The 22,311-nt window shown below is 66.8% G+C and carries 19 protein-coding genes; 12 read left to right on the plus strand and 7 right to left on the minus strand.

Annotation, left to right across the window (positions count from 1 at the left end):
- Window positions 1-182: 182 nt before the first annotated feature.
- The 3 genes from rpoH (at window position 183) to NSE01_RS13405 (ending at window position 2,403) form a co-directional block, all read left to right on the plus strand.
- A complete protein-coding gene (gene rpoH / locus NSE01_RS13395; RefSeq protein WP_147160147.1) occupies window positions 183-1,085 on the plus strand; it encodes an RNA polymerase sigma factor RpoH in 903 nt (300 codons plus the stop codon).
- A gap of 159 nt (window positions 1,086-1,244) precedes the next feature.
- On the plus strand, window positions 1,245-1,982 hold the full coding sequence (gene mtgA, locus NSE01_RS13400) for a monofunctional biosynthetic peptidoglycan transglycosylase (protein ID WP_147160148.1): 738 nt from the start codon (window positions 1,245-1,247) through the stop codon (window positions 1,980-1,982).
- A gap of 67 nt (window positions 1,983-2,049) precedes the next feature.
- Window positions 2,050-2,403, plus strand: coding sequence for a putative quinol monooxygenase (locus NSE01_RS13405; RefSeq protein WP_147160149.1), 354 nt, complete (start codon window positions 2,050-2,052; stop codon window positions 2,401-2,403).
- Here the strand turns inward: NSE01_RS13405 and NSE01_RS13410 are convergent.
- Window positions 2,400-3,137, minus strand: a complete 738-nt coding sequence (locus NSE01_RS13410; RefSeq protein ID WP_246135208.1) for a metallophosphoesterase family protein — start codon at window positions 3,135-3,137, stop codon at window positions 2,400-2,402. The two genes, NSE01_RS13405 and NSE01_RS13410, sit on opposite strands and share 4 nt — an antisense overlap.
- A 287-nt stretch (window positions 3,138-3,424) precedes the next feature.
- On the opposite strand from NSE01_RS13410, the gene NSE01_RS13415 reads away from it, so the two are divergent.
- A complete protein-coding gene (locus NSE01_RS13415; RefSeq protein ID WP_147160151.1) occupies window positions 3,425-4,246 on the plus strand; it encodes a TorF family putative porin in 822 nt (273 codons plus the stop codon).
- Window positions 4,247-4,360: 114 nt separating this feature from the next.
- Here the strand turns inward: NSE01_RS13415 and NSE01_RS13420 are convergent, their stop codons facing one another.
- A complete protein-coding gene (locus NSE01_RS13420) occupies window positions 4,361-5,047 on the minus strand; it encodes an SIMPL domain-containing protein (RefSeq protein ID WP_147160314.1) in 687 nt (228 codons plus the stop codon).
- Window positions 5,048-5,220: 173 nt separating this feature from the next.
- Between NSE01_RS13420 and NSE01_RS13425 the strand changes: the two genes are divergently transcribed.
- Complete coding sequence (locus NSE01_RS13425) at window positions 5,221-5,658, plus strand: VOC family protein (RefSeq protein ID WP_147160152.1); 438 nt, start codon at window positions 5,221-5,223, stop codon at window positions 5,656-5,658.
- Window positions 5,659-5,689: 31 nt separating this feature from the next.
- On the opposite strand, the gene NSE01_RS13430 is transcribed toward NSE01_RS13425, so the two are convergent.
- The 3 genes from NSE01_RS13430 to NSE01_RS13440 form a co-directional block, all read right to left on the minus strand.
- On the minus strand, window positions 5,690-8,764 hold the full coding sequence (locus tag NSE01_RS13430; protein WP_147160153.1) for an efflux RND transporter permease subunit: 3,075 nt from the start codon (window positions 8,762-8,764) through the stop codon (window positions 5,690-5,692).
- A complete protein-coding gene (locus NSE01_RS13435) occupies window positions 8,761-9,837 on the minus strand; it encodes an efflux RND transporter periplasmic adaptor subunit (protein WP_147160154.1) in 1,077 nt (358 codons plus the stop codon). Before NSE01_RS13435 ends, NSE01_RS13430 begins: the two co-directional genes overlap by 4 nt.
- A gap of 88 nt (window positions 9,838-9,925) precedes the next feature.
- Window positions 9,926-10,558, minus strand: coding sequence for a TetR/AcrR family transcriptional regulator (locus NSE01_RS13440; protein ID WP_147160155.1), 633 nt, complete (start codon window positions 10,556-10,558; stop codon window positions 9,926-9,928).
- 47 nt (window positions 10,559-10,605) lie between these two features.
- Here NSE01_RS13440 and NSE01_RS13445 point away from each other — a divergent pair, with 47 nt between their 5' ends.
- Together NSE01_RS13445 and NSE01_RS13450 are read left to right on the plus strand one after the other, a co-directional pair.
- A complete protein-coding gene (locus tag NSE01_RS13445) occupies window positions 10,606-12,051 on the plus strand; it encodes an efflux transporter outer membrane subunit (protein ID WP_147160156.1) in 1,446 nt (481 codons plus the stop codon).
- Between the two features lie 73 nt (window positions 12,052-12,124).
- Window positions 12,125-13,057, plus strand: a complete 933-nt coding sequence (locus NSE01_RS13450) for a L,D-transpeptidase family protein (RefSeq protein ID WP_147160157.1) — start codon at window positions 12,125-12,127, stop codon at window positions 13,055-13,057.
- Here the strand turns inward: NSE01_RS13450 and NSE01_RS13455 are convergent.
- Complete coding sequence (locus tag NSE01_RS13455; RefSeq protein WP_147160158.1) at window positions 13,054-13,944, minus strand: LysR family transcriptional regulator; 891 nt, start codon at window positions 13,942-13,944, stop codon at window positions 13,054-13,056. The genes NSE01_RS13450 and NSE01_RS13455 overlap by 4 nt on opposite strands.
- A 98-nt stretch (window positions 13,945-14,042) precedes the next feature.
- Here NSE01_RS13455 and NSE01_RS13460 point away from each other — a divergent pair, with 98 nt between their 5' ends.
- The 5 genes from NSE01_RS13460 to NSE01_RS13480 are packed head-to-tail and all read left to right on the plus strand — an operon-like array spanning window position 14,043 to window position 20,492.
- A complete protein-coding gene (locus NSE01_RS13460; protein ID WP_147160159.1) occupies window positions 14,043-16,139 on the plus strand; it encodes a malate synthase G in 2,097 nt (698 codons plus the stop codon).
- A gap of 28 nt (window positions 16,140-16,167) precedes the next feature.
- Window positions 16,168-17,661: an FAD-linked oxidase C-terminal domain-containing protein gene (locus tag NSE01_RS13465; protein WP_147160160.1), complete on the plus strand. Its 1,494-nt coding sequence runs from the start codon at window positions 16,168-16,170 to the stop codon at window positions 17,659-17,661.
- On the plus strand, window positions 17,661-18,788 hold the full coding sequence (locus tag NSE01_RS13470) for an FAD-binding protein (protein WP_147160161.1): 1,128 nt from the start codon (window positions 17,661-17,663) through the stop codon (window positions 18,786-18,788). The genes NSE01_RS13465 and NSE01_RS13470 overlap by 1 nt, the downstream gene beginning before the upstream one ends.
- Window positions 18,766-20,067 (plus strand): glycolate oxidase subunit GlcF, encoded by a 1,302-nt coding sequence (gene glcF / locus NSE01_RS13475; RefSeq protein ID WP_147160162.1) that lies wholly within the window; start codon window positions 18,766-18,768, stop codon window positions 20,065-20,067. Before NSE01_RS13470 ends, glcF begins: the two co-directional genes overlap by 23 nt.
- 5 nt (window positions 20,068-20,072) lie before the next feature.
- Complete coding sequence (locus NSE01_RS13480; protein ID WP_147160163.1) at window positions 20,073-20,492, plus strand: GlcG/HbpS family heme-binding protein; 420 nt, start codon at window positions 20,073-20,075, stop codon at window positions 20,490-20,492.
- A gap of 4 nt (window positions 20,493-20,496) precedes the next feature.
- On the opposite strand, the gene NSE01_RS13485 is transcribed toward NSE01_RS13480, so the two are convergent.
- Window positions 20,497-22,224 carry a PQQ-dependent sugar dehydrogenase gene (locus tag NSE01_RS13485; RefSeq protein ID WP_147160164.1) on the minus strand — a complete coding sequence of 576 codons (1,728 nt, stop codon included), beginning with the start codon at window positions 22,222-22,224 and terminating at the stop codon, window positions 20,497-20,499.
- Window positions 22,225-22,311 lie beyond the last annotated feature (87 nt).

The raw sequence follows: 22,311 nt of genomic DNA on the forward strand, positions 1-22,311 counted from the left end.
AAAACGCGCTGTATCGAATGGCGCTACGTGGGCGAATAGTTTTGCTGTGTGGCACGACTCGCAGGCCTCCGATATACCGGAACAAGCCGCGAACGTATCGCGACACAGCCTTGGCCGGGTTAGGCCTATGAGGTTCGCGCCCCCTCCCTCTCCCAGCGGGCGCGGCGAAAGGATGTGTTTTGGTGTCTGAGAAGAAATCGAGCGCGCTGGTTCCTGCCCTTGGTGGCGGTGAAGCAGGGCTCAATCGCTATCTCGCCGAAATCCGCAAGTTCCCCGTGCTGGCGCCCGAGCAGGAATACATGCTTGCCAAGCGCTATCAGGAACACGCCGATCCGGCTGCCGCTGCGCAGCTCGTCACGAGCCACCTGCGGCTCGTGGCCAAGATCGCCATGGGCTATCGCGGCTATGGCCTGCCGGTCAGCGAGCTGATCTCCGAAGGCAACATCGGCCTGATGCAGGGCGTGAAGAAGTTCGAGCCCGATCGGGGTTTCCGCCTCGCGACTTATGCGATGTGGTGGATCAAGGCTTCGATCCAGGAATATATCCTGCGGTCGTGGAGCCTCGTGAAGATGGGCACCACTGCGGCGCAGAAGAAGCTGTTCTTCAACTTGCGCCGGATGAAGAAGAACCTCGAGGCGTTCGAGGATTCGGACCTGCATCCTGACGATGTGAAGAAGATCGCGACCGACCTCGGCGTGTCCGAGACCGAAGTCGTCAACATGAACCGGCGCATGATGATGGGCGGTGATGCCAGCCTGAACGTGTCGGTGCGTGAGGACGGCGAAGGTTCGTGGCAGGACTGGCTGGTCGATGACAGCCCGCTGCAGGACGAGACCGTGGCCGACGCCGAGGAAGCGCATCTGCGCCATGCCCTGCTGGTCGAGGCGATGGACAGCCTTTCCGAGCGCGAGCGGCATATCCTGACCGACCGCCGCCTGATCGACGAGCCCAAGACGCTCGAGGAACTGAGCCAGGTCTACAATGTCAGCCGCGAACGGGTGCGCCAGATCGAGGTGCGTGCGTTCGAGAAGCTGCAGAAGGCGATGCAGCGCATTGCCGGTGAGCGGCATCTGCTGATGGCCTGAGGTTTGAGCCGGATCTGGATGCAAAGGCGGCCGGGGGCGACCCCGGCCGTTTTTGTTTTCGGGGCCCTTGCAGCAGTTGAGCCCGTTTATCCTAAGTTGGAGTGTGGCGTCTGCGCGCGCGATTGCCAGCGGCGCTGCGCCGGGTAATATTGGCGGCGCATGGATGATGAACTGCAACAATTGCGGAACCCCGGATACGCCCGCACGCGAAGTGCGCGGCGGGCTGGCTGGCTGCATCAGGCCGGGTGGCTGCTGGCCCGGCTGGTGGCGGCGTTCCTGTTCCTGAGCGTGACGATGGTGGTGATCTACCGCTTCGTGCCGGTGCCGGTGACGCTGACGATGATTTTCGACCCCAATGGCATCACCAAGGAATGGGTGCCGCTTTCGAAGATCGACCGCAATATGGTGGATGCCGCGATCGCCGGAGAGGACGGCAAGTTCTGCCAGCACCACGGGTTCGATCAGGACGCGATCCTGAAAGCGTGGGAGCGCAACCAGGAAGGCGGGCGCATCCGCGGCGGTTCGACGATCAGCCAGCAGACCGCGAAGAACGTGTTCCTGTGGCAGGGCGGCGGCTATGTGCGCAAGGCGCTGGAAGCCTGGTTCACCGTGCTCATCGAGACGATCTGGGGCAAGCGGCGGATCATGGAGGTCTACCTCAACGTCGCCGAGACGGGGATTGGCACCTACGGCGTCGAGGCCGGGGCGCAGCGCTATTACAAGAAGCCGGCAGCCCGGCTGAGCCGGGTTGAAGCGGCGCGCATTGCGGCTGCTTTCCCGCAGCCCAAGGTGCGTGCGGTGACGGGGGCGACAGGCTTCACCCGCCGCCACGGCAATGTGATCGCGGCGCGGGTCAACACGGTGCGCGCCGACTACGACACCTGCGTCTATCAATAGGCGCGTTTTTCAATAGGTGCCGGCTGCGGCCGGGTATGCTTGAGTGGCGGCGAGAGGAGATTTCGTCATGCCGCAGGTGGTCATCCACGCCTATCTCGAGTTCGCCGACGAGGCCACGCGCGACGAGGCGGTGCGCCTGACAGGGCCGATCCAGTGGAAGACGCGGACCGAGGAATCGGGCTGCCTCGAATACTGCTTTGCCGCCGATCCTTGCGTTCCGAACCGGGTGACGGTGCACGAGTTGTGGGAGGACCACGCCTCGCTCGTCGCCCATTTCCAGCACACCTATTATGCGCAGATGCGCGATGCGCTGGTTGGGCTCGGACCAACGGCGACGTGGAACCGGATGTACGAGGTGAGCCGCGATTCGCCCGTCTACCGCGCGGATGGGGCGATCCGGACGGTGCTGTTCGAGGACTAGGCCGCTTCGGCGGCCGGTTCGCCCTGCACGGAAATCAGCCAGCGCGCGGTGCCTTCAAGGCCGACGGCGGTGAGCAGTCCTGAGGCATAGGCGCCGGTATCGAGGCTGATGCGCAGCGGCGAGACATGCGGGGTTTCGAGGATGGTGTGCCCGTGGACCACCGCGAAATTGCGCGATTCGGGGCCTTCGATGAATTCGCCGCGGATCCAGCGCAGGTCCGAGACCTTCTGGTCCTCCAGCGGAATGCCCGGGCGGACACCGGCGTGGACGAAGACGTAGTCTCCGATCTGGATGCGGTCTTCCATGCCGCGCATGAATTCGATGTCGTCCGCAGGCACCGCCTCGTGCATGATCGCACGCAGTTCCTCGAGCGTGGCGCGGCTGTAGACGTCCGGCTCGATCGGATAACTCAGCAGCGTCTCGCGCCCGCCGTGGCGCAGGAAATGGCGCAGCGTATCGTCGCGCTCGAAGCTGCCGAGGAACATTTCCTCGTGATTGCCGGCAAGGATCCGCACGCGGCGGCGCTTGGCCCATTCGCGCGCGGTGGCGATGACGCTGGCGCTGTCTGGCCCGCGGTCGACTAGATCGCCGAGCAGGATGACCGTGGTGTCGGCGGGGGGACGGCTTGCCTCATCCGCTTCGATCTGCGCGATCATTTGGCACAGCAGATCGTACCGCCCATGGATATCACCAATGGCGTAGACGCGCTGACCGTCCGGTACCGAAGGGATCACTTCAGGTTCGGGGCGGGATTCAAGAAAGGATCTTAGCAGCTTCAACATCAATGGTGGGCCTGACGAAAGTTATATGGGCCTCTTTGCTGTCCATACAAGGCGATCAATGGGCGTGGTGCGGAATTGCAACAGAACGTTGGAAAGGTGCGACCAGCCGTTGTCGCGGTCTTGTGCGACGCAGCATAATTCGGCAACAAAAAGTTACAGAGTGAAGGCAGGCCGCAAAAATCGAGTCGCCACGCTCTGTGCAGGTGGGACGACGCAAACCCAAGAACAAAGGATTCTCCATGCGTACGTCCAGCAAGGCCCTCGTGGCCGCAACCTTTGCCGCGCTGAGCTTTGCCGCTGCTGCACCCGCCTTTGCCGACGAAGCTGCCCCGCCCAGCGACATCACCATCACCGGCGCGGCGACCATCGCCAGCCAGTACCGGTTCCGCGGCGTCGCGCAGTCCGACAACAAGCCGGTGGTGCAGGGCACCATCACCATCGCGCACAGCTCGGGCTTCTATGTCTCGACCTGGGCTTCGAGCGCTTCGGCCGGCAACAGCCCGATCAACATCGGCGGCACCGAAATCGACGTCTACGGCGGCTACACCCACGCACTGGGCAATAGCGGCTTCACCATCGACGGCGGCCTCTATGGCTACATCTATCCCGGCGCAACCACCGGTAATTACTGGGAAGTATACGGTTCGCTGGCCAAGGGCATCGGCCCGGTGACGGCGAAGGTCGGCGCGAACTTTGCGCCCGCGCAGAAGGTGTTCAACTACAACTTCACTTCGACCCATCGCGGCAATCTCTATGTCTACGGCGAACTGGGCGCGGCAATTCCGGGCACTCCGCTGAGCTTCCATTCGCACCTCGCGCACACCGGCGGCGGCTTCGACCTTCCGAAGCCGTACTTTGATTACAACGTCGGCATTACCGCGAAGTATAAGAACCTTGCGCTCGATGCCTCAGTGGTGGGCACCAATATGCACCAGAGCGACTTCGCCAAGAGCGGCCTGTGCAGCGGCGCCGGTTCGGCCGGGGCGATCGATGTCTGCTCGAATTCGTTTTACCGCACGACCAAGCCGGTGGGCGTGGTTTCGTTGACCGCGTCGTTCTGAGCGGACTGCAAGGAAAGAAGGCGCGCTGCAGTGCAGCGCGCCTTTTCTGTTTGCCGGCTTGATTGACCAAAGGCGGGCAAGGGGCCGTTTCCGCCCCCTGCCTCAACTGCGCAATCAACGCAGATAGAAATCGATTGTGGTGACGACACGGACCTTCTTGAACGGTGTGTCAGATACGCCCCAGCCGCCGCCGCCATCGCCGTCGCGCGCGGAAACCTCGAAGTAGCCCTGCGTGGCATTCTTGATACCGCCGACGCTTGTACCGCTGTCCTTGGCGAACTGCTCGGCGGAACGGCGGGCGTCCTTGGTCGCCTCGGCCACCATCGTGGGCTTGATCTTGTCGAGCCCGGTGAAGGTGTAGGCCATGCCCGAACCTTCCTCGAGCATGACCCCACGGCGCACCAGATCGAACTGGCGGCGCACGGCATCCTGCGCCCGCTTGATGTCGGTGGTGCGCAGCGCCATGCGCTGGCGGACGGTGAAGCGCGTCACCCCGTTGTCGGTGCTGGTATTGACGTTGACGCCGGTGGGCTGGAGCGCTTCGGCGGGGAAGCCCAGCCCGGCAAAGAACGCGCGGATCTCCTGGCTGTCCTTGTCGACGCTGGCCTGTGCGGTGCCCATATCTTCGGCGGTCGCGGAATAGGCGATGGTCCATGTGGCGAGATCTGCGGTCACTTCCCGCTCGGCGAGGCCGCGCACGGTAACGGCGCGGTCTGCCTCGCGGCTACGGCGCAGCCCATCACCGAGAAGATAGCCTCCGGCGATCATGCCGAGCGCCAGCACACCGGCCGTCGCCAGCATGGGACGCTGCCAGCCCGATGGGCTGAGGCGGGCAAGAAAGGATTGGGAATCGGCGGCAGGCTCACTATCGTTCGGTGTCACGGCATGGTCTCCCTGTCGGGCTTTCGGCCCTGCGGTGAACTGTGCAATTCTGTCGATGAACCGAATTTGAACACCTTAAGGAGCTGCGCTCAGTGACCAAGTTTCTCCACGCGATGATCCGCGTGACCGATCCCGATGCGACGATTGCTTTCTTTGAACTCTTCGGCGTGAAGGAAGTTCGCCGTTTCTCCAGCGAAAAGGGCCGCTTCACGCTGATCTTCCTCGCCGCGCCGGGCGAAGAAGGCGTGGCCGAGGTCGAACTGACCTACAACTGGCCGCCCGAAGACGGCAGCGCAGCCGAGGTCTATACCGGCGGGCGCAACTTCGGCCACCTCGCCTACCGGGTGAGCAATATCTACGAGACCTGCGCGAAGATTCAGGCCGCCGGCCACATCATCCACCGCCCCCCGCGGGATGGCCACATGGCCTTCGTCAAGAGCCCGGACGGCATCTCCATCGAGCTTCTGCAGGACGGCCATCTCGAACCCGCCGAACCGTGGGTGAGCATGGAAAACACCGGAACCTGGTGAGGCAGCCGGCGTCCCCGCGCAGGCGGGGACGTCAGGCCGGCGCCTTTTCCCGCCGCACCATCCACAGCGCGTAGAGTGCCGGCAGGAAGAACAGCGTGAGCGCGGTGCCGACAAGGGTGCCGCCGATCAGCACGACCGCGAGCGGGCCCCAGAAGCTGGACAGCGTGAGCGGCAGGAAGGCGAGCACGGCGGCGAGTGCGGTGAGCAGCACGGGGCGCGCGCGGCGCACCGTCGCCTCGATCACCGCAGCTTCGAGGGGTAGACCGCGCGCACGTTCGTGGTCGATCTGGTCAACGAGGATCAGCGTGTTGCGCATGATGATCCCGGCAAGACCGATCAGGCCGAGAATTGCGTTGAAACCGAACGAAAAGCCGGTGACGAGCAGCGCCGGGATCGCGCCGAGAAGACCGAGCGGTGCCGTCGCAAAGACGAGCCCGGTCATGCGGAACGAGCGCGTCTGCAGCATCAGCACGAGCAGCATCATCCCGATCATCACCGGAAACAGCGGGGCGAGCGCCTGGTTGGCCTTGCCTGCTTCCTCGACCGAACCGGCCGTGACGATCGCATAGCCGGCGGGCAGCCGTGCGATCAGCGGTTGCAGCTTGGGCACGATTGCGTCGGTCACATCGGCGGGCTGGATGCCCTTGGTGATATCGGCGCGCACGGTCATCGTCGGCACGCGGTTGCGCCGCACGAGCAGCGGATCCTCGCTGGTGGGCACGATCTTCGCGACCTGCGAGAGGGTCACTCCGGTGCCGTTCGCGGTGCCGATGACGAGGCTGCCGAGATCGCCCAGCGCATGGCGTTCGGGCCCGGGGGTGCGCACGACGACATCGGTGGTGCGGTCTCCGGTGCGTGCCTGCGCCACGGTCGTGCCCGAGATCAGCGCCGAAACCTGCCGCGCGACGCTGGCGGGATCGAGACCGAGCAGGCGCAGGCGGTCGTTGTCGAACTGCAGCGTGACGGACGGCGTGCGGTCGCCCCAATCGGTGTTGACCGCAGCGGTATTGGGATTGGCGCGGACGACTTCGGCAACTTGCGCGGAAATGCGGCGCAACTGGTCGGGGTCCGGGCCGGTGACGCGGAAGGCGACCGGATAGGGCACCGGCGGGCCGAAAAGCAGGCTCAGCGCGCGGACGCGGGCGCCCTGATAGCGGCCATTGGCGGCGAGCTTCTGGACCGCCAGCTTCAGCCGGTCGCGCGAGGCCGGGCTGTGCGTCAGCACGATCAGCTTGGCGAAGGCAGGATCGGCGGGCTCGGGATTGAGCGAGAGGAAGAAGCGCGGGGCGCCGCCACCGAGGTAGCTGTCGACATAGCGGACTTCACCCTTGAGCTCGGGCAGGGTGAGCAGGTCGTGCTCGATCTTCGCGACCACGCTGCGCGTTGCCACGAGGCTGGAGCCGTGGGGATTGTAGACCTCGATCAGCAGTTCCGGGCGGTCCGAGATGGGGAAGAACTGCTTGGGGATGGCGACGACGAGGAGCACCGCGCAGAGCACCATCCCGCCGAGAACCCCCAGCGTCACGCGGCCGCGCTGCGCAACGCTGCGGGTGATCCACGCGCGCAGCTGCTCGTAGCGGGGGGTGGCGTAGATCGCATCGTGCCCGCCGGCGACGGGCTTGATATCGGGGAGCAGCCGGACGCCGAGGTAGGGCGTGAAGTAGACAGCGACGATCCACGAGACGACGAGCGCGAAGCCGACGATCCAGAAGATGTTGCCGGCATATTCACCCGCCGAAGACTTGGCGAAGCCGATGGGGAGGAATCCGACGATAGTGACGATGGTGCCCGCCAGCATCGGCCCGGCGGTGGCGCCCCAGGCGAAAGTGGCAGCTTCGACGCGGCTCATCCCTTCCTCCAGCTTCACCACCATCATCTCGATGGCGATGATCGCATCGTCCACCAGCAGGCCGAGGCTGAGGATCAGCGCGCCGAGCGTGATGCGATCGAACTGGCGATCGGTGAGGAGCATGATGACGAAGACGGCGGCCAGTGTGAGCGGCACCGACAGTGCGACCACGATGCCGACGCGCCAGCCCAGCGCGATCAGGCTCACGACCATGACGACGCTGAGCGCGACGGCGAATTTGAGCATGAACTCGCCGTAGGCTTCCTTGATGTTGGCGGCCTGATCGGCGACTTCGGTGGCTGTGATCCCGAGCGGAAGCCCGGCGCGGATCTCTGCCAGCTTGCCATTGAGCGCGCGGCCGAGGGTCAGGCCGTTGTAGCCCGGATGCATGACCACGCCGAGCATGACCGCCTCGCCGCCCTGATGGCGGACCTGAAAGCTGGGCGGGTCCTCGTAGCCGCGGTGGACTTCTGCGACATCGCCGATGTGCAGCACGTGGCCCGCAGCGGTGATCGGCGTGGCGCGCACGGCATCGAGATCGTCAAAGCTGCCGGTGACGCGCACGGGCACGAGGCGCGAGGCGGTTTCGAACTGGGCGGCGGGCTGGATCAGGTTCTGGTTGGCCAGCGCACCGAGCACGGCATCGGCGCCAATGCCCAGCGTGGCCAGCTTGCGGTTCGACAGCTCGACATAGATGCGCGGACGCTGTTCGCCGATGAGCGCGACCTTCTTGACGCCTTCGACACGCTGCAGCTCGCTGCGGATCGCTTCCGAGCGCTGGATCACGGCGCGGTGGGGGAGCCCTTTCGCCTGAACCGCGATGAGCGAGAAATAGACGTCGGAATACTCGTCGTTGACGATGGGGCCGATCACACCGCGCGGCAGGGTGAGCGCCTCGTCGCTCATCTTCTTGCGCGCCTGGTAGAACAGTTCGGGCGCGTCCTTCGACGGCGATTTGTCGCCGAAAATGATGGTGATCGTGAGGAATCCGGGGCGCGTCAGTGTTTCGATGCGGTCGTAGTGCGGCAGTTCCTGAAGGCGCTTTTCAAGCCGATCGGCGACCTGATCCTGCATTTCCTGCGCGGTGGCGCCGGGCCATGCAGCCGAAACGGTGAGCACCTTCAGGGTAAAGCTGGGATCCTCGGCGCGGCCGAGCTGGAAGAAGGCGAAGATCCCGGCGGCCATGGCGGCCAGCAGGAGGAACAGCGTGACGGAGGGTTCCTTGACTGCGATGGCGGAGAGATTGGGGCCCTTCACCGCTTGGCGCTTTCATCCAGACGGACTTTCTGGCCGGGGCGGAGCAACTGTCCGCCAAGCGCGACGACGCGGGTGCCGGGGGGCAGGGTGGCTGCGGGGAGGAAAGCTTCCTCCTCGGTCAGGCGCACGGGCTGAGCGCGCTGGAAGCGGATGCTGCGGTTGGGCTGGATGACCCAGACGCCCTGACCCGCGCCGAGATCGACCAGCGCGCCAAGCGGCACGCGGCCCACAGCGGAAGCCGCGCCGGGCAGGCGCACTGTGACAGTGGCGCCGAGCGGGGCATCTTCGGGCGCACCGGAGAGAACGTAGCGAGCCGCGAACGTGCGGGTCAGCGGATCGGCGGCGCCGGCCACTTCGCGCAAGGTGGCGGTGACCGGCGCGCTGCGGCCATAGACCGTCGCCTGCGCAGACTTCGGCAGTGCAGCCAGCGCGGTTTCTGGGACCGCGACAAGCGCCTCGCGCGCGCCGCTTCGGGCAAGGCGCAGCACCGGGGTGCCGGCGGCGACGACCTGACCGGCCTCGGCCAGGACTTCGGTGACGACGCCATCGGCATCGGCAAGCAGCACCGCGTAGCCGCGTTCGTTCGAGGCGTTTGCGGCGGCGGCGCGGGCGGCTGACAGCGTGGCAGCGGCGGCATCGCGCGCGGCGCGGGCGCCATCATAGGTGGAGGGCGAAATCGCGCCGGAGGCGACGAGCGGACGCAGGCGCGCTTCGTCGGCGGCGGTGCGGGTGGCATCGGCCTCGGCGGCGCGGACCTTGTCGGCGGCGGCAGAGGCGGCAAGGCCGAGATCGCGGGCATCGAGCCGGTACAGCGGCTGGCCGGCGCGAACATGGGCTCCGGCATCGACAAGGCGGGCCACGATCTTGCCGGGGACGCGGAAGGCCAGCGTGCTTTCGGTGCGGGCGTGGACCGTGCCGGTATAGGCATCGCCCGCGTTGCCGCCCTCGCCGGAGACCTCAGCGGTCGCCACCAGCGGTTCGGCGGGCTGGGTTTCGGTGCTGCCGGAGCAGCCGGCCAGCAGCGCAGCGCTCGCCAGAACCAGGGCAGTGGGGAACCGGACGGAAATCGGCATGCGGGCCTCCAACCCCAAGGCGGGGGACAGACGACTCGCGTATACGCTGGCTGCGATTTATCCGAAAGATGAAAAAAACTTTCGGTTTTCAGTTTTTAGTTCGAAGGGCCTCAAGCACGAGCCGGACCAGACCGCTGGTCTCTTCCTCCAGCATTTCGACGCCAAATGTCTCGAGCATCACGGGGTGCCAGACCTTGGCCATGGCAAGCACGGCGGATGCAGAAGTTTCCTCCAGCGGGAGGTCTGCGCGCATCACGCCCTGACGCTGGCCTTCGGCAATGACATGGCGGATGACACCATGAAGCGTGTCCATGAACTGGCGCACCGGCGGCCAATTTCCGCGCGTGGCCGCGAGGCAAAGATCGCTCGAACGCCCGCTACGGAACAGAATATCGCGCATTTTCAAGGCAATATCCATGCATAGCTGCTCGAAAACACGCAGGGGATCGGCTGAGGCCGTGCGGGCGATGCTCCAGGCTTCATCTTCGACGGCGGAGAGCGTGCGGCTGGTCACCGCCTCGTCAATCGCCTGCCGGTTGGCGAAACTGCGATAGAGATTGGCGGGCGACATGCCGAGCGCGCGGGCGACGTCGGTCACTGTCACTTTCTCGAACCCCAGTGCGTCGTAGAGTTGCTCGGCGGCGTCGAGGATCTCGTCGCGCCGGTCAACAGTCGGCCGCCCGGCCTTCCGCTTTTCTGAAACGGCTGGGTTGATTTTCATGAAAAAGGATATATTCTTTCAGCATTCACAGGTCAAGGAGCCATGTCATGCGCCCGCTTGCTCTCGGTCTGGCGGCCATGCTTCTGCTTGGCGCGAGTGCCCCTGCGCTGGCCGCGCCGCGCGCCCGGCCGGCAGCGCCAGCCTTGCCCGATACCTTCCGCAATGCGCCGACGGTGACAGCTGCCGTGCCGCTGGCCGATGGCTGGTGGCAGAGCTTTGGTGATCCCGTGCTGGACCGCATGGTGGAGACCGCGCTGGCGAGCAATTTCGATATCGCCGCAGCAGCTGCTCGGCTCGAGCAGGCGGCAGCGGGGCTGAAGGCAGCCAAAGGTGCGCTGTTGCCGCAGGCTTCACTTGATGGTTCGGCGGGCTTCAGGCGGCAATCGATCGAGGATGTGCAGGGCCGCGCCTTTTCGAAGTTTCCCGGTTTCAAGCGGACGGCCGAGCAATATGGCCTCAATGGCGCTGCATCGTGGGAGCTCGATCTGTTCGGGCGCCTTTCGGCGGGTGCGCGCGCGGCGCGGGCCGAAGCCGGCGCGGCGGAGGCCGGGTTGGCGGGAGCGCGGCTGACAATCGCGGCTGAGGTGGTGAACACTTATATCGATGTGCGCGCGATCGAGGCGCGGCTGGCTGTGGCGCGGGCACGCGTGGACGCGGCGCGCGATGCGGACGGCTTGCTGCGCCAGCGGGCGGAGCGCGGTGTTGCTGCGCTGACCGAAACCGACCGCAGCGGCGCGGAACTCGCAGGGGCAATGACGGCTGTTCCGGCGCTGGAGACGGCGCTGGAAGTGGAGCGCAACCGGCTCGATGTGCTGATGGGCCGTACGCCCGGGCGTGCTGCCGAGGATATGGGCGCTGGCGCCATTCCCGCAGTGCGGGCGCCCGCCGCACCTGACGGCCCGGCCTCGCTGCTGGCGCGGCGGCCCGATGTGGTCGCGGCGGAGCGGCTTGTCGCGGCGAGCGATGCGCGCGTGGCCGAGGCGATCCGGGCGCGCTATCCGCGCTTCACGATTTCCGGTTTCGCCGGGTTCCTCGCCAGCGGCATGAGCAACCTGTTCACCGGCGGCGCGGTGCAAACCGGTGCGAGCGGCGGGCTGAGCGTGCCGTTGTTCACCGGCGGTCGGCTCCGCGCGCAACAGGCGGCAGCGGAGGCTCGGCTCAAGGAAGCGGTCGCGGCCTGGCAGCAGACCGCGCTGCAAGCGGCGGCGGAGGGCGAGGATGCCCTGCTCGCGCTGACCAAGCGCGGCGAGCAGGCGGAAGCGGCGATGGTCGTTGCGGCGCGGCTCGGCGACAGCCGCCAACGGATCGAGACGGCCTTTCGCGCCGGTGCGGTCAGCCGTGTCGAGGCACTGGGCGTGGAACAGCAGCGGCTCGATGCGGAGGATGCGGCAATCGCTGCGCGTGCCGAGGCGGCGCGGGCGGGGGTAGCGGCGTTTCGCGCGCTGGGCGGCGGTTGGCAGGCTGGCGGGGAAACGCTGGCTCTATCCCGTTAGGGCACATCGGATGCAGACCATCGCGGATCAAAAACGGGTGTCGCGTTAGGTAACGATACGTTAACCATAGTCCATGGGGTGGGCTACGGGACGATTCTCGATCATCATCGGTCTGGCGCTGGGGCTGCTGGGATGCGGCGTGCTCGCCCATGCCGCGTTTGCGGAGCGAGCTGTCGTTCCCGCCGCGCCGGCGCAATATGCCTCCGCCGCAGCACAATGCGGGCCTGATCCCGTGCTCGATGGCGAACCGGAAGGTCCGCCGCCGCCGACGCCGGTTTCGGCCGCGCACAAGGGAGTGCTGATCGTGGTGAGCATCCCTTCGCAGCGGCTCTTCGTGTTCAAGGATGGGGCGGAATGGGGATCGACGACGGTCTCCACCGGGCGGCGCGGCTATGGCACGCCGGCGGGGACGTTCACGATCCTGCAGAAGGCGGTGAAGCACCGCTCGCGCACTTATGACAACGCGCCGATGCCCTACATGCAGCGTTTGACCTGGAGCGGCGTGGCGCTCCATGCCGGGCGCGTGACGGGCGCGCCGGCTTCGCACGGTTGCATCCGTCTGCCTTGGGATTTCGCGCGCCAGCTCTATGCGCTGACCAAGCCCGCCTCGACTTCGGTGGTGATCCTGCGGCAGCCGCTCGACTATGCCGAGGCAGCAAAGAGCGCGGCGCTGGGGGTTCCGGCTCCGGTGCAGCCCCAGTCTCAGCCTGTTCAGCAGGCCTATCTGCCGCCTCCGATGAGTGAGCCGCAGCCTGCCGCGCCGCCCGCAACAGGGGTGCGCCAGACGATCCAGCTGGCGGCGACGCCCGATGTCGAAGGCGCGGACGAGCTGTGGCAGGAGCTTTCGGAAAGCGAGCCGGAACTGCAATCGCTGGAGCCGGTCATCATCCCGGCTGTGGTGCGCCAGATGCAGGTGTACCGGCTGCGCGCCTCTGGCCCGGATGCCCATGCGATCTGCTCGCGGCTGACGGCGCGCGGGATCGCCTGCATCAGGGTCAGCGCCTAGGCGAGGCCGCTGCCGCTTTGGAGATGCGCGCCAAGGTGCGCGATGAATGCTTCGATCCGCGCCGGGAGCGCCGGGGTGGGGGCATGAACCGCATAGATGCCGACATCCTGCGAGCCCTGATACTGCGGCAGCACGCGGGCGAGCGCGCCGGAGGCCAGCGCCTCGTGCACATCCCACAGCGAGCGCAGCGCGATGCCGCAGCCGCCCAATGCAAGTTCGCGGACGACTTCGCTCGAATTGGTGCGGACGTGGCTCTGGCCGGTGTGCGTGACGGTGCCTTCGGGGCCATCGAGCTGCCATGGGAGCTGGCTGGTGGTGGCGAGGAGGCGGTGGTGCCGCAGGTCTGCCAGCCTTTCCGGCATCCCGAAGGCGGTGAGATAGGCAGGTGCGGCGCAAAGCACGCGGTGGCTCGTGCCGAGGCGGTGACCGGTGAGGCCCGCTCCGATGCGCGCGCCGATGCGGATGGCAAGGTCGCAGCTGCCGTCGAGAAGGTCGGCGAATTCATCCGAGAGATCGAGTTGGAGGCGGACGTCCGGATGGGCGGCAAGGAAGCTCGGCACATGGGGGACGACGTGCATGCGGCCGAACGAGGTGGGCGCGGTGACGCTGAGGGGCCCGCGGACATGGGTGTGACGGCCGCTGACGCGTTCCTCTGCGGCCTTGAGGCTTGAGCGTAGCGGGAGCAGCGCGTCGTGGAGATCCTGCCCGGCGGGGGTGAGCGCGAGGCGGCGTGTGGTGCGATTGACGAGGCGGACGGAGAGGCGTTCTTCCAGCCGGACGAGCCGCTTGGACAGCGCGGCGGTGGAAAGGCTGCGGGCGCGGGCAGCAGCGGAGATCGAGCCGGCTTCGACGATGCCGAGGAAGAGATCGTAGTCGGGATCGAACATTGTTAACCTGCGGGATAAGCTGCGTTGAATTATTTCCTTCTACCGCAAGCCGAGGCGTGGGCCTAGGGAGGGGAAACGGAATTTCAGGAGTCGGTGCGATGAGCGGATATGTCGAGCGTTCGGGGCTGCAGGTGGCAGCAAGTCTTGCGGAGTTCATCGAGGCGCGCGCACTGCCGGGTACGGGGCTGACGGCCGAGGTGTTCTGGGCCGGTGCGGCGGATATCTTCGGCAAGTTCGCGCCGCGCAATGCCGCGCTGCTCGAAAAGCGCGAAGACCTGCAGGCGAAGATCGACGCGTGGCACAAGGCGCGCGCCGGGCAGGCTCAGGACATGGCGGCCTACAAGGCGTTTCTGACCGAGATCGGCTATCTGGTGCCTGAGCCTGCGCCGTTCACCGTCGCACCGCAGAATGTCGATGCCGAGCTGGCCGTGACGGCGGGGCCGCAGCTGGTTGTGCCGATCCTCAACGCGCGGTTCCTGCTGAATGCGGCGAATGCGCGGTGGGGCAGCCTCTATGATGCGCTTTATGGCACGGACGCCATTCCCGGCGCGGCGGCGGGCAAGGGTTACGACCCGGTGCGCGGCGGGCAGGTGATTGCCTGGGCCAAGGCGTTTCTGGATGAGGCCGTGCCGCTCGCCTCAGGCGCGTGGGCGGATTGGACCGGCGGCGAGCCGAGCCTCAAGGACCCGTCGCAGCTGGTGGGGCGCGCAGGCGCCAACCTGCTGTTCAAGCACAATGGCCTCCACATCGAAGTGGTGATCGATCCGGCGCATCCGATCGGCAAGGACGATCCGGCGGGCATCGCCGACGTGATCATGGAAGCCGCGATTTCGACCATCTGCGACTGCGAGGATTCGGTCGCGGCAGTGGACGCCGAGGACAAGGTGGCGGCCTATGCCAATTGGCTGGGGCTGATGCAGGGCGACCTCGAAGACACGTTCGAGAAGGGCGGCGCGATGATGACGCGGCGGCTGAATGCGGACCGCGTCTATGCCGCGCCCGATGGCTCTGCGTTGACGCTGCATGGCCGCTCGCTGCTGCTGGTGCGCAATGTTGGCCACCTGATGACCAATCCGGCGGTGCTGCTGCCGGGTGGGGGCGAGGCACCGGAAGGCATTCTGGATGGCATCGTCACCAGCCTGATCGCGATGCATGATATCAATGGTGCGCGGCGGAACAGCCGCACGGGCTCGGTCTATATCGTGAAGCCCAAGATGCATGGGCCCGAAGAAGCCGCGTTCGCCAACGATCTGTTCGATGCGGTGGAAGATGTGCTGGGCCTTGCCCGCCACACGCTGAAGATCGGCGTGATGGACGAAGAGCGCCGCACCAGCGCGAACCTAGCCGCGTGCATCCATGCGGTGAAGGACCGCATCATGTTCATCAACACCGGCTTCCTCGATCGCACCGGCGACGAGATGCACACCTCGATGCAGGCGGGCGCGATGCTGCGCAAGGGCGACATGAAGACGAGCCCGTGGATCCTCTCCTACGAGGATCGTAACGTGCAGACCGGCCTTGCCTGCGGGCTTTCGGGCAAGGCGCAGATCGGCAAGGGCATGTGGGCGATGCCCGACCGCATGGCTGACATGCTGGTGCAGAAGATCGGTCACCCCAAGACCGGCGCGAACACCGCATGGGTTCCTTCGCCGACCGCCGCCGTGCTGCACGCGACGCACTACCATCAGGTCGATGTGTTCGCCCGGCAGGTGGAGCGCCGCGCGGAGGGGATCGCCAGCCTTGATGCGCTGCTGACCATTCCGGTTGCGGCGGGCCAGAACTGGTCTGAGGCGGACATTCAGGCGGAGATCGACAACAATGCGCAGGGCATTCTGGGCTATGTCGTGCGCTGGGTCGATCAGGGCATCGGCTGCTCCAAGGTGCCGGACATCAACGACGTCGGCCTGATGGAAGACCGCGCGACGCTGCGTATTTCGAGCCAGCATATCGCCAACTGGCTGCTGCACGGGGTCGTGACGGCGGATCAGGTCGATGCGGCGCTGCTGCGCATGGCGGCGAAGGTCGATGCGCAGAACGCGGGCGATCCGCTGTATCAGCCGATGGCGAGCAACCCGGAAGGCAGCCTCGCGTTTCAGGCGGCGCGGGCGCTGGTGTTCGATGGCGTTGCGCAGCCGAGCGGCTATACCGAGCCGCTGCTCCATGCGTTCCGCCAGAAGGTGAAGGCGCTAGTCTAAGCTGGAGCCTGAGCCGGAGACCCCGCTGATGTCGATTGCCATGCCGGTGCCCAATGCGGAGACGCTCGCCAAGCGCGAGCGGATCGCGCGGGCGCTGCGGGCCATCGTGCCGGGTGAGGGCGTGATCGATGCGCCCGAGGCGCTGCGGCCGTGGGAATCGGATGGGCTGACCGCCTACCGCCAGCCGCCGCTGCTGGTGGTGCTGCCGGAAACGACGGCGCAGGTTTCCGCCGTGCTAAAGTGGTGTCATGCCGAGGGCGTAAAGGTGGTGCCGCGCGGGGCGGGGACGTCGCTTTCGGGCGGGGCCTTGCCGCTGGCGGATGCGGTGCTGCTGGGGCTGGGCAAGTTCAAGCGCGTGCTGGACGTGGACTACGAGGACCGCGTGGCGGTGGTGCAGCCAGGGGTCACGAACCTCGCGATCACGCAGGCGGTGGAGGGCCGGGGTTTCTACTACGCGCCCGATCCTTCGAGCCAGATTGCCTGCACCATTGGCGGCAATGTCGCGGAAAATTCTGGCGGTGTGCACTGCCTGAAGTACGGCCTCACCACCAACAACGTGCTCGGCGCGGAAGTGGTGCTGATGGACGGCGAGATCGTGCGGCTGGGCGGGCGGCATCTCGATTCCGGCGGGCTCGATCTGCTGGGCGTGGTGGTCGGTTCCGAGGGGCTGCTGGGCGTCGTGACTGAAGTGACGGTGCGCATTCTGCCAAGGCCCGAGACGGCGCGCGCGGTGCTGGTGGGCTTCCCCGATGCCGAACAGGCCGGGGCGTGCGTGGCGCAAGTGATTGCCGAAGGGATCATCCCGGCGGGCATGGAAATGATGGACCGGCCCGCGATCCATGCGGCGGAGGCCTTCGTCAACGTTGGCTATCCGCTCGATGTGGGGGCGCTGCTGATCGTCGAGGTCGATGGCCCGGCGGCGGAATGCGATTTCCTGATTGGCGAGATTGCGCGGATCGGAAACGCAAACGGCGCGGTGACCTCGCGCGTTTCGGATGGTGAGGCGGAGCGCATGGCGTTCTGGGCCGGGCGCAAGGCGGCGTTCCCGGCGGTGGGGCGCATTTCGCCGGACTACCTCTGTATGGACGGGACGATCCCGCGTCGCCGCTTGCCTGATGTGCTGCGGCGGATGGAGGAGCTTTCCGAAGAGTATGGGCTGCGGGTGGCGAACGTGTTCCACGCGGGCGATGGCAATCTGCATCCGCTGATCCTCTATGATGCCAATGTGCCGGGTGAGCTCGACAAGGCCGAGGCGTTTGGCGCGGATATCCTGCGGCTGTGCGTCTCGGTCGGCGGCGTGCTGACGGGCGAGCATGGCGTGGGGATCGAGAAGCGCGATCTGATGCCGGAGATGTTTTCGGACGCGGACCTCAAGCAGCAGCAGCGGGTGAAGTGTGCGTTCGATCCGGAATTGCTGCTCAATCCGGGCAAGGTCTTTCCGGTGCTGCATCGCTGCGCCGAACTGGGGCAGATGCATGTGCATCACGGTGCGCTGCCGCATCCCGAGCTTCCGAGGTTCTGATGCTGGAGCCGAGGGATGCGGCGGATCTCGCCGAACTGGTCGCCGATGCGGCGGCGAGCGGCCGCAAGCTTGAATTGCGCGGCGGCGGGACCAAAGCGGACTTCGGTGCGCCGCGGGAGGCGGAGATTGTGTCGCTGGCAGGACTTACGGGCGTCGTGGACTACGATCCCGCCGAACTGGTGCTGACGGTGCGCACGGGGACTTTGCTGAGCGATGTACAGGCGCTCGTTGCAGGCGAAGGCCAGATGTTGGCGTTCGAGCCATGGGGTGATGAAGGCGCTACTATCGGCGGGACCATGGCGGCAGGCGTTGCGGGATCGCGGCGCGTTACGGCGGGGAGTGCGCGCGATCACTTGCTCGGGCTGACGGCGGTTTCGGGGCGCGGCGAGGTGTTCGTTGCCGGGGCCAAGGTGGTCAAGAACGTGACGGGCTATGACCTGCCAAAGCTTATGGCGGGATCGTGGGGCCGGATCGGCGCGATGGCTGAACTGACGGTGAAAGTGCTGCCGCATCCGCGTGAGGTGGTGACTTTGGCGGCGCGTGGCCTTTCCCCGGTGGCGGCCCATGCGGCGATGGCCTGCGCGCTGGGGAGCAATGCGGAAGTATCGGCGGCGGCGGCGCTTTCAGATGGGACGGTGCTGCTGCGCGTGGCCGGCTTTGCGCCTTCGGTCGAGGCGCGGTGTGCGGCGTTGCCGGGGTTGCTCGCGGCGCATTGCGGGCTCGAGCCGTTGGAGGATGCTGCGCCGCTGTGGCAGCAGGCGATGACCGGGGCGGGGCTGAAAGGAGCGGTGCACTGGGACGTGCATCTGCCGCCGCGTGCGGCTCCGGCGCTGATTGCGGCGCTGCCGGAGGGCGCCGACTGGGCGATGGATTGGGGCGGCGGGCGCGTTTGGGTTTGCAGTGATGCGGAGGACGACGCGGTGCGCCAGATTGCGGCTGGGCTTGGCGGCGAGGCCCGACTGATTGCTGCGCCTGCGGCGATGCGGGCGCGGGTGTCGGCGTTCCAGCCGCGTGCGAAGGGCGTTGCGGCGCTGGAGGCGCGCGTGCGGCGGGCGTTCGATCCCAAGGGCGTGTTCGTCACCGGTCGGTTTGCGGAGGATGCGGATGCAGACGCGCTTTCCGCCTGAGGCGCTCGCCGATCCGGCGATGGCGACGTCCGAGGGCGTGATCCGCAAGTGCGTGCACTGCGGGTTCTGTACCGCGACTTGTCCGACCTATGTGCTGCTCGGCGACGAGAACGACAGCCCTCGCGGGCGGATCTATCTCATCAAGGACATGCTGGAGAACGGCCGCAAGCCGGGGCCGGAGACGGTCAAGCATGTCGACCGCTGCCTTTCCTGCCTCGCCTGTATGACGACGTGTCCTTCGGGTGTGAACTATATGCACCTCGTCGATCATGCGCGGGCCTATATCCACGAGAACTACCAGCGGCCCTGGCACGAGCGGGCCACCCGGCGGCTGCTGGCATGGGTGCTGCCCTATCCGGGGCGGATGCGGTTGGCGCTGGAACTTGCCCCCCTTGGCCGTCCGCTGGTGCCGCTTATGAAGCGGATCAAGGCGCTGCGGCCGCTGGCGGCGATGGTGGAACTGGCGCCGGCGAAAGTGCCAGCGCCAGCGCCAATGGAGCCGGTTCGCGTTCCAGGTGCAAAGGCGCGGGTTGCTCTGCTGCAAGGCTGCGCGGAGCCGGTGCTGAGCCCGGAAGTGCGCGCAGCGACCTTGCGGCTTCTGGAGCGCGCAGGGTGCGAGGTTGTGTTCGCGCAAGATGAAGGCTGCTGCGGGGCGCTGGTACACCATATGGGGCGCGAGGGCGATGCGCTGGCTGCGGCGCGGCGCAATGTCGATGCGTGGATGGCCGAGATCGAGGGGGACGGCCTCGACGCAGTGATCGTCACGACCTCCGGCTGCGGCACCACGATCAAGGACTATGTCCACATGCTGCGCGCCGATCCCGCCTATGCCGAAAAGGCGGCGCAGGTGAGCGCGCTGGCGATGGATGTGAGCGAGTTTCTGGCCAAGCACGGCCTGCCTGCCGCCACCCCGCGCGGGTTGACGGTCGCCTATCATCCGCCATGTTCCTTGCAGCACGGCCAGAAGGTGACCGAAGCGCCGAAGCGGCTGCTGGCTGAGGCTGGCTACACTGTGCGGTTGCCTGCGGAAGCTCACCTGTGCTGCGGATCGGCGGGCACCTACAACATCCTCCAGAGCGAACTTGCGGGCCAACTCGGCGCGCGCAAGGCCGAACGGCTCAGCGCCTTGGAGGCCGATGTGATCGCCACCGGCAACATTGGCTGCGCGGTGCAGATCGCGCGGCATTCGGGCCTCCCCGTCGTCCACACCATCGAACTGCTCGACTGGGCGACCGGCGGGCCAAGACCACAAGCACTCAAGCACCTTCCCCAGGAGTAACTGACATGACCCGTATTTCGCTCGATCAGGCCCAGACCATCGTTTCGGGGGCCTTGAAGGAAGCGCGCGCGCTGGGCCTCAAGCCGATCAGCGTCGCCGTGCTCGATGCCGGTGGCCACATGATCGCCTTCGCGCGCGAGGATGGCTCCTCCAACCTGCGCCCGCAGATCGCGACCGCCAAGGCGTCTGGCGCGCTGGCGCTGGGTGTGTCCTCGCGCACCATTGGCGAGATGGCGATCGAGCGGCCGACCTTCATCAACGCGGCGGCTGGCCTCAATCCGGCGGGGATCGTCCCGGCGGCGGGCGGCGTGCTGGTGCGTGCCGAGGGCGGCGTGATCGGCGCGGTGGGCGTGACCGGCGATACCAGCGACAACGACGAACTCGCCGCGCTCGCTGGCATCAAAGCCGCGGGTCTTTCCGTCTGAATTTTCAGCCCGGGCGGTGGCCCAGCGTCCAGACGTAGGCCGCCACCGCCCGGATATCGCCTTCATCCAGCGGCGCGCCGCCCAGCGCGGGCATGCCGCCGCTGGCCTTCTTCGGCGTGGCGACGCCGACGCGGATCGTTGCGGAGAGGCCCTCGAGCGAGCCGTCGCTCCACTGGTAGACGGGGCTCGTGAGCGAGCCACCGGCAGAACTGCCGCGCCCGTCCGAGCCGTGGCAGCCGGAGCATGTGCCGCCCTTGAGTTCGCCAAAGTAGATCCGCTGGCCAAGCGCGACTTCGTCCGCGTTCGAGCCGGGCGGGGCGACCGGGGGTTTGCCGCTGAACGGATCACCGGTGGTCAGCGCGCTCTTGACCGCAGCGCGCGGGGCGGCGGTGAGGGCGGCGTCGCCGGCGCCGTGGTAGGTCACGCGCCAGATCGTGCCGCGCACATCGTCGGCGATGTAGAGCGCGCCGTCTGGACCGACCGCAAGGCCGGCGGGGCGATGCGCGGCGCGGCCGGGTTCGCGGTACTCACCGGCAAAGCCATCGGCGAAGCGGATCCAGTCACCCGCAGCTTTGCCATTTTTCAGCGGCTGGAATGCGACGAGATAGCCGTCCTGCGGCGCGGGCGCGCGGTTCCATGAGCCGTGGAAGGCAATGAACGCGCCCTCGGCATAAGCGGCGGGGAAGCGCTTTGCCGTGTAGATCGCGACATCGTTGGGCGCCCAGTGTGCGGGGTAGGCCGCGACGATGGGCGTTTTGCCCGCACACCGCCCCTGCGTCTTTCCGCCATCGCCGCCGTATTCCGGAGCGAGCACATGGCGCTTGCCATCGTAGTAGCAGGTCGGCCAGCCGAAATCGGCGCCCTTGAACGGGGAGAACAGGATTTCGCTGGGGAGTTCGGAGCCTTGCTCGCCATTGTAGAGCGCGGGCCAGTTCTGCGAGAGCTGATCGCGGCCATGCTGGGTGGCGAACACGCGGCCCGTGCTATCGAACGCAATGCCGCCGGTGTTGCGGATGCCGGTGGCCCAGCGGTCGGCAGGGGAGAACACCTGCCCGGTCTTGTCAGCGCGGTAGGCCCAGATGCCGCCGCGCGTCTGCTGTTCGATGCACGGGTCTGCGCCCTTGGCGCCGGGCTGGCGATTGGGGCTTTCGCAGGTGTTGGAGGCCGAGCCCGAGTTGACGAGGAGGAGGCCGTCCTTCGCGATGGCGAAGGGGTGCATCGGATGATCGCCCTTCATGACGAGTCCGGAGAGGACCACTTCACCCGCGCCGCTTGGCACCGCACTGCCGGGGGTGAGCGGATAGCGCAGGATGCTGTCCCCTTCCTCGGCATAGAGCGCGCCGTTCCACAGCGCGATGCCGGTGCCCCCTTGCCCGCCCTTGCGCGGGTTGGAGCCGAACCGCTCGGTCAGGTCCGCCACGCCGTCGCCATCGCGGTCCTTCAGCGCGACGATGTAGCCGGCGGCGGGAACCGGCGCGCCGGGGAAGTAATCGGGATAGTTCCACGTGTTGACGTAGACCGTGCCGTCCGCCGCCACAGTGAGGTGGCGGGCATGGCCGAGGTGATCGGCAAAAACGGTTGCGCAGAAGCCCGGCGGCAGGCTGAGCCCGCCATTGTCCGGCGCGCAATCTTGCGGTGCGGTTTCGGATGCAGCCGCCAGCGGCGCGCGAGGAGCGATAAAGGCGATGCCAAGCGTCGTGGCTGCCGCAGCGGCGAGGATGGATTTCTTCATGCCCCGCTTCTGGTGAGAGGCGGGAGCGCGGTCAATCCTGATCCGAGGGGAGGGATGGGCAAAATGCCCGCGCGCGGGAACGCGCAG

Origin of the sequence: Novosphingobium sediminis, from assembly GCF_007991615.1 — a bacterium.
GTDB classification, from domain to species: domain Bacteria; phylum Pseudomonadota; class Alphaproteobacteria; order Sphingomonadales; family Sphingomonadaceae; genus Novosphingobium; species Novosphingobium sediminis.

What these genes read in the sequence shown, in the direction of transcription:
- mtgA (WP_147160148.1), top strand. Translation starts at nt 1,245, where the DNA reads ATGGATGATGAACTGCAACAATTGCGGAACCCCGGATACGCCCGCACG.
- NSE01_RS13405 (WP_147160149.1), top strand. Translation starts at nt 2,050, where the DNA reads ATGCCGCAGGTGGTCATCCACGCCTATCTCGAGTTCGCCGACGAGGCC.
- NSE01_RS13415 (WP_147160151.1), top strand. Translation starts at nt 3,425, where the DNA reads ATGCGTACGTCCAGCAAGGCCCTCGTGGCCGCAACCTTTGCCGCGCTG.
- NSE01_RS13420 (WP_147160314.1), bottom strand. Translation starts at nt 5,047, where the DNA reads ATGCTGGCGACGGCCGGTGTGCTGGCGCTCGGCATGATCGCCGGAGGC.
- NSE01_RS13435 (WP_147160154.1), bottom strand. Translation starts at nt 9,837, where the DNA reads ATGCCGATTTCCGTCCGGTTCCCCACTGCCCTGGTTCTGGCGAGCGCT.
- NSE01_RS13440 (WP_147160155.1), bottom strand. Translation starts at nt 10,558, where the DNA reads ATGAAAATCAACCCAGCCGTTTCAGAAAAGCGGAAGGCCGGGCGGCCG.
- NSE01_RS13445 (WP_147160156.1), top strand. Translation starts at nt 10,606, where the DNA reads ATGCGCCCGCTTGCTCTCGGTCTGGCGGCCATGCTTCTGCTTGGCGCG.
- NSE01_RS13450 (WP_147160157.1), top strand. Translation starts at nt 12,125, where the DNA reads ATGGGGTGGGCTACGGGACGATTCTCGATCATCATCGGTCTGGCGCTG.
- NSE01_RS13455 (WP_147160158.1), bottom strand. Translation starts at nt 13,944, where the DNA reads ATGTTCGATCCCGACTACGATCTCTTCCTCGGCATCGTCGAAGCCGGC.
- NSE01_RS13460 (WP_147160159.1), top strand. Translation starts at nt 14,043, where the DNA reads ATGAGCGGATATGTCGAGCGTTCGGGGCTGCAGGTGGCAGCAAGTCTT.
- NSE01_RS13465 (WP_147160160.1), top strand. Translation starts at nt 16,168, where the DNA reads ATGTCGATTGCCATGCCGGTGCCCAATGCGGAGACGCTCGCCAAGCGC.
- NSE01_RS13470 (WP_147160161.1), top strand. Translation starts at nt 17,661, where the DNA reads ATGCTGGAGCCGAGGGATGCGGCGGATCTCGCCGAACTGGTCGCCGAT.
- glcF (WP_147160162.1), top strand. Translation starts at nt 18,766, where the DNA reads ATGCAGACGCGCTTTCCGCCTGAGGCGCTCGCCGATCCGGCGATGGCG.
- NSE01_RS13480 (WP_147160163.1), top strand. Translation starts at nt 20,073, where the DNA reads ATGACCCGTATTTCGCTCGATCAGGCCCAGACCATCGTTTCGGGGGCC.
- NSE01_RS13485 (WP_147160164.1), bottom strand. Translation starts at nt 22,224, where the DNA reads ATGAAGAAATCCATCCTCGCCGCTGCGGCAGCCACGACGCTTGGCATC.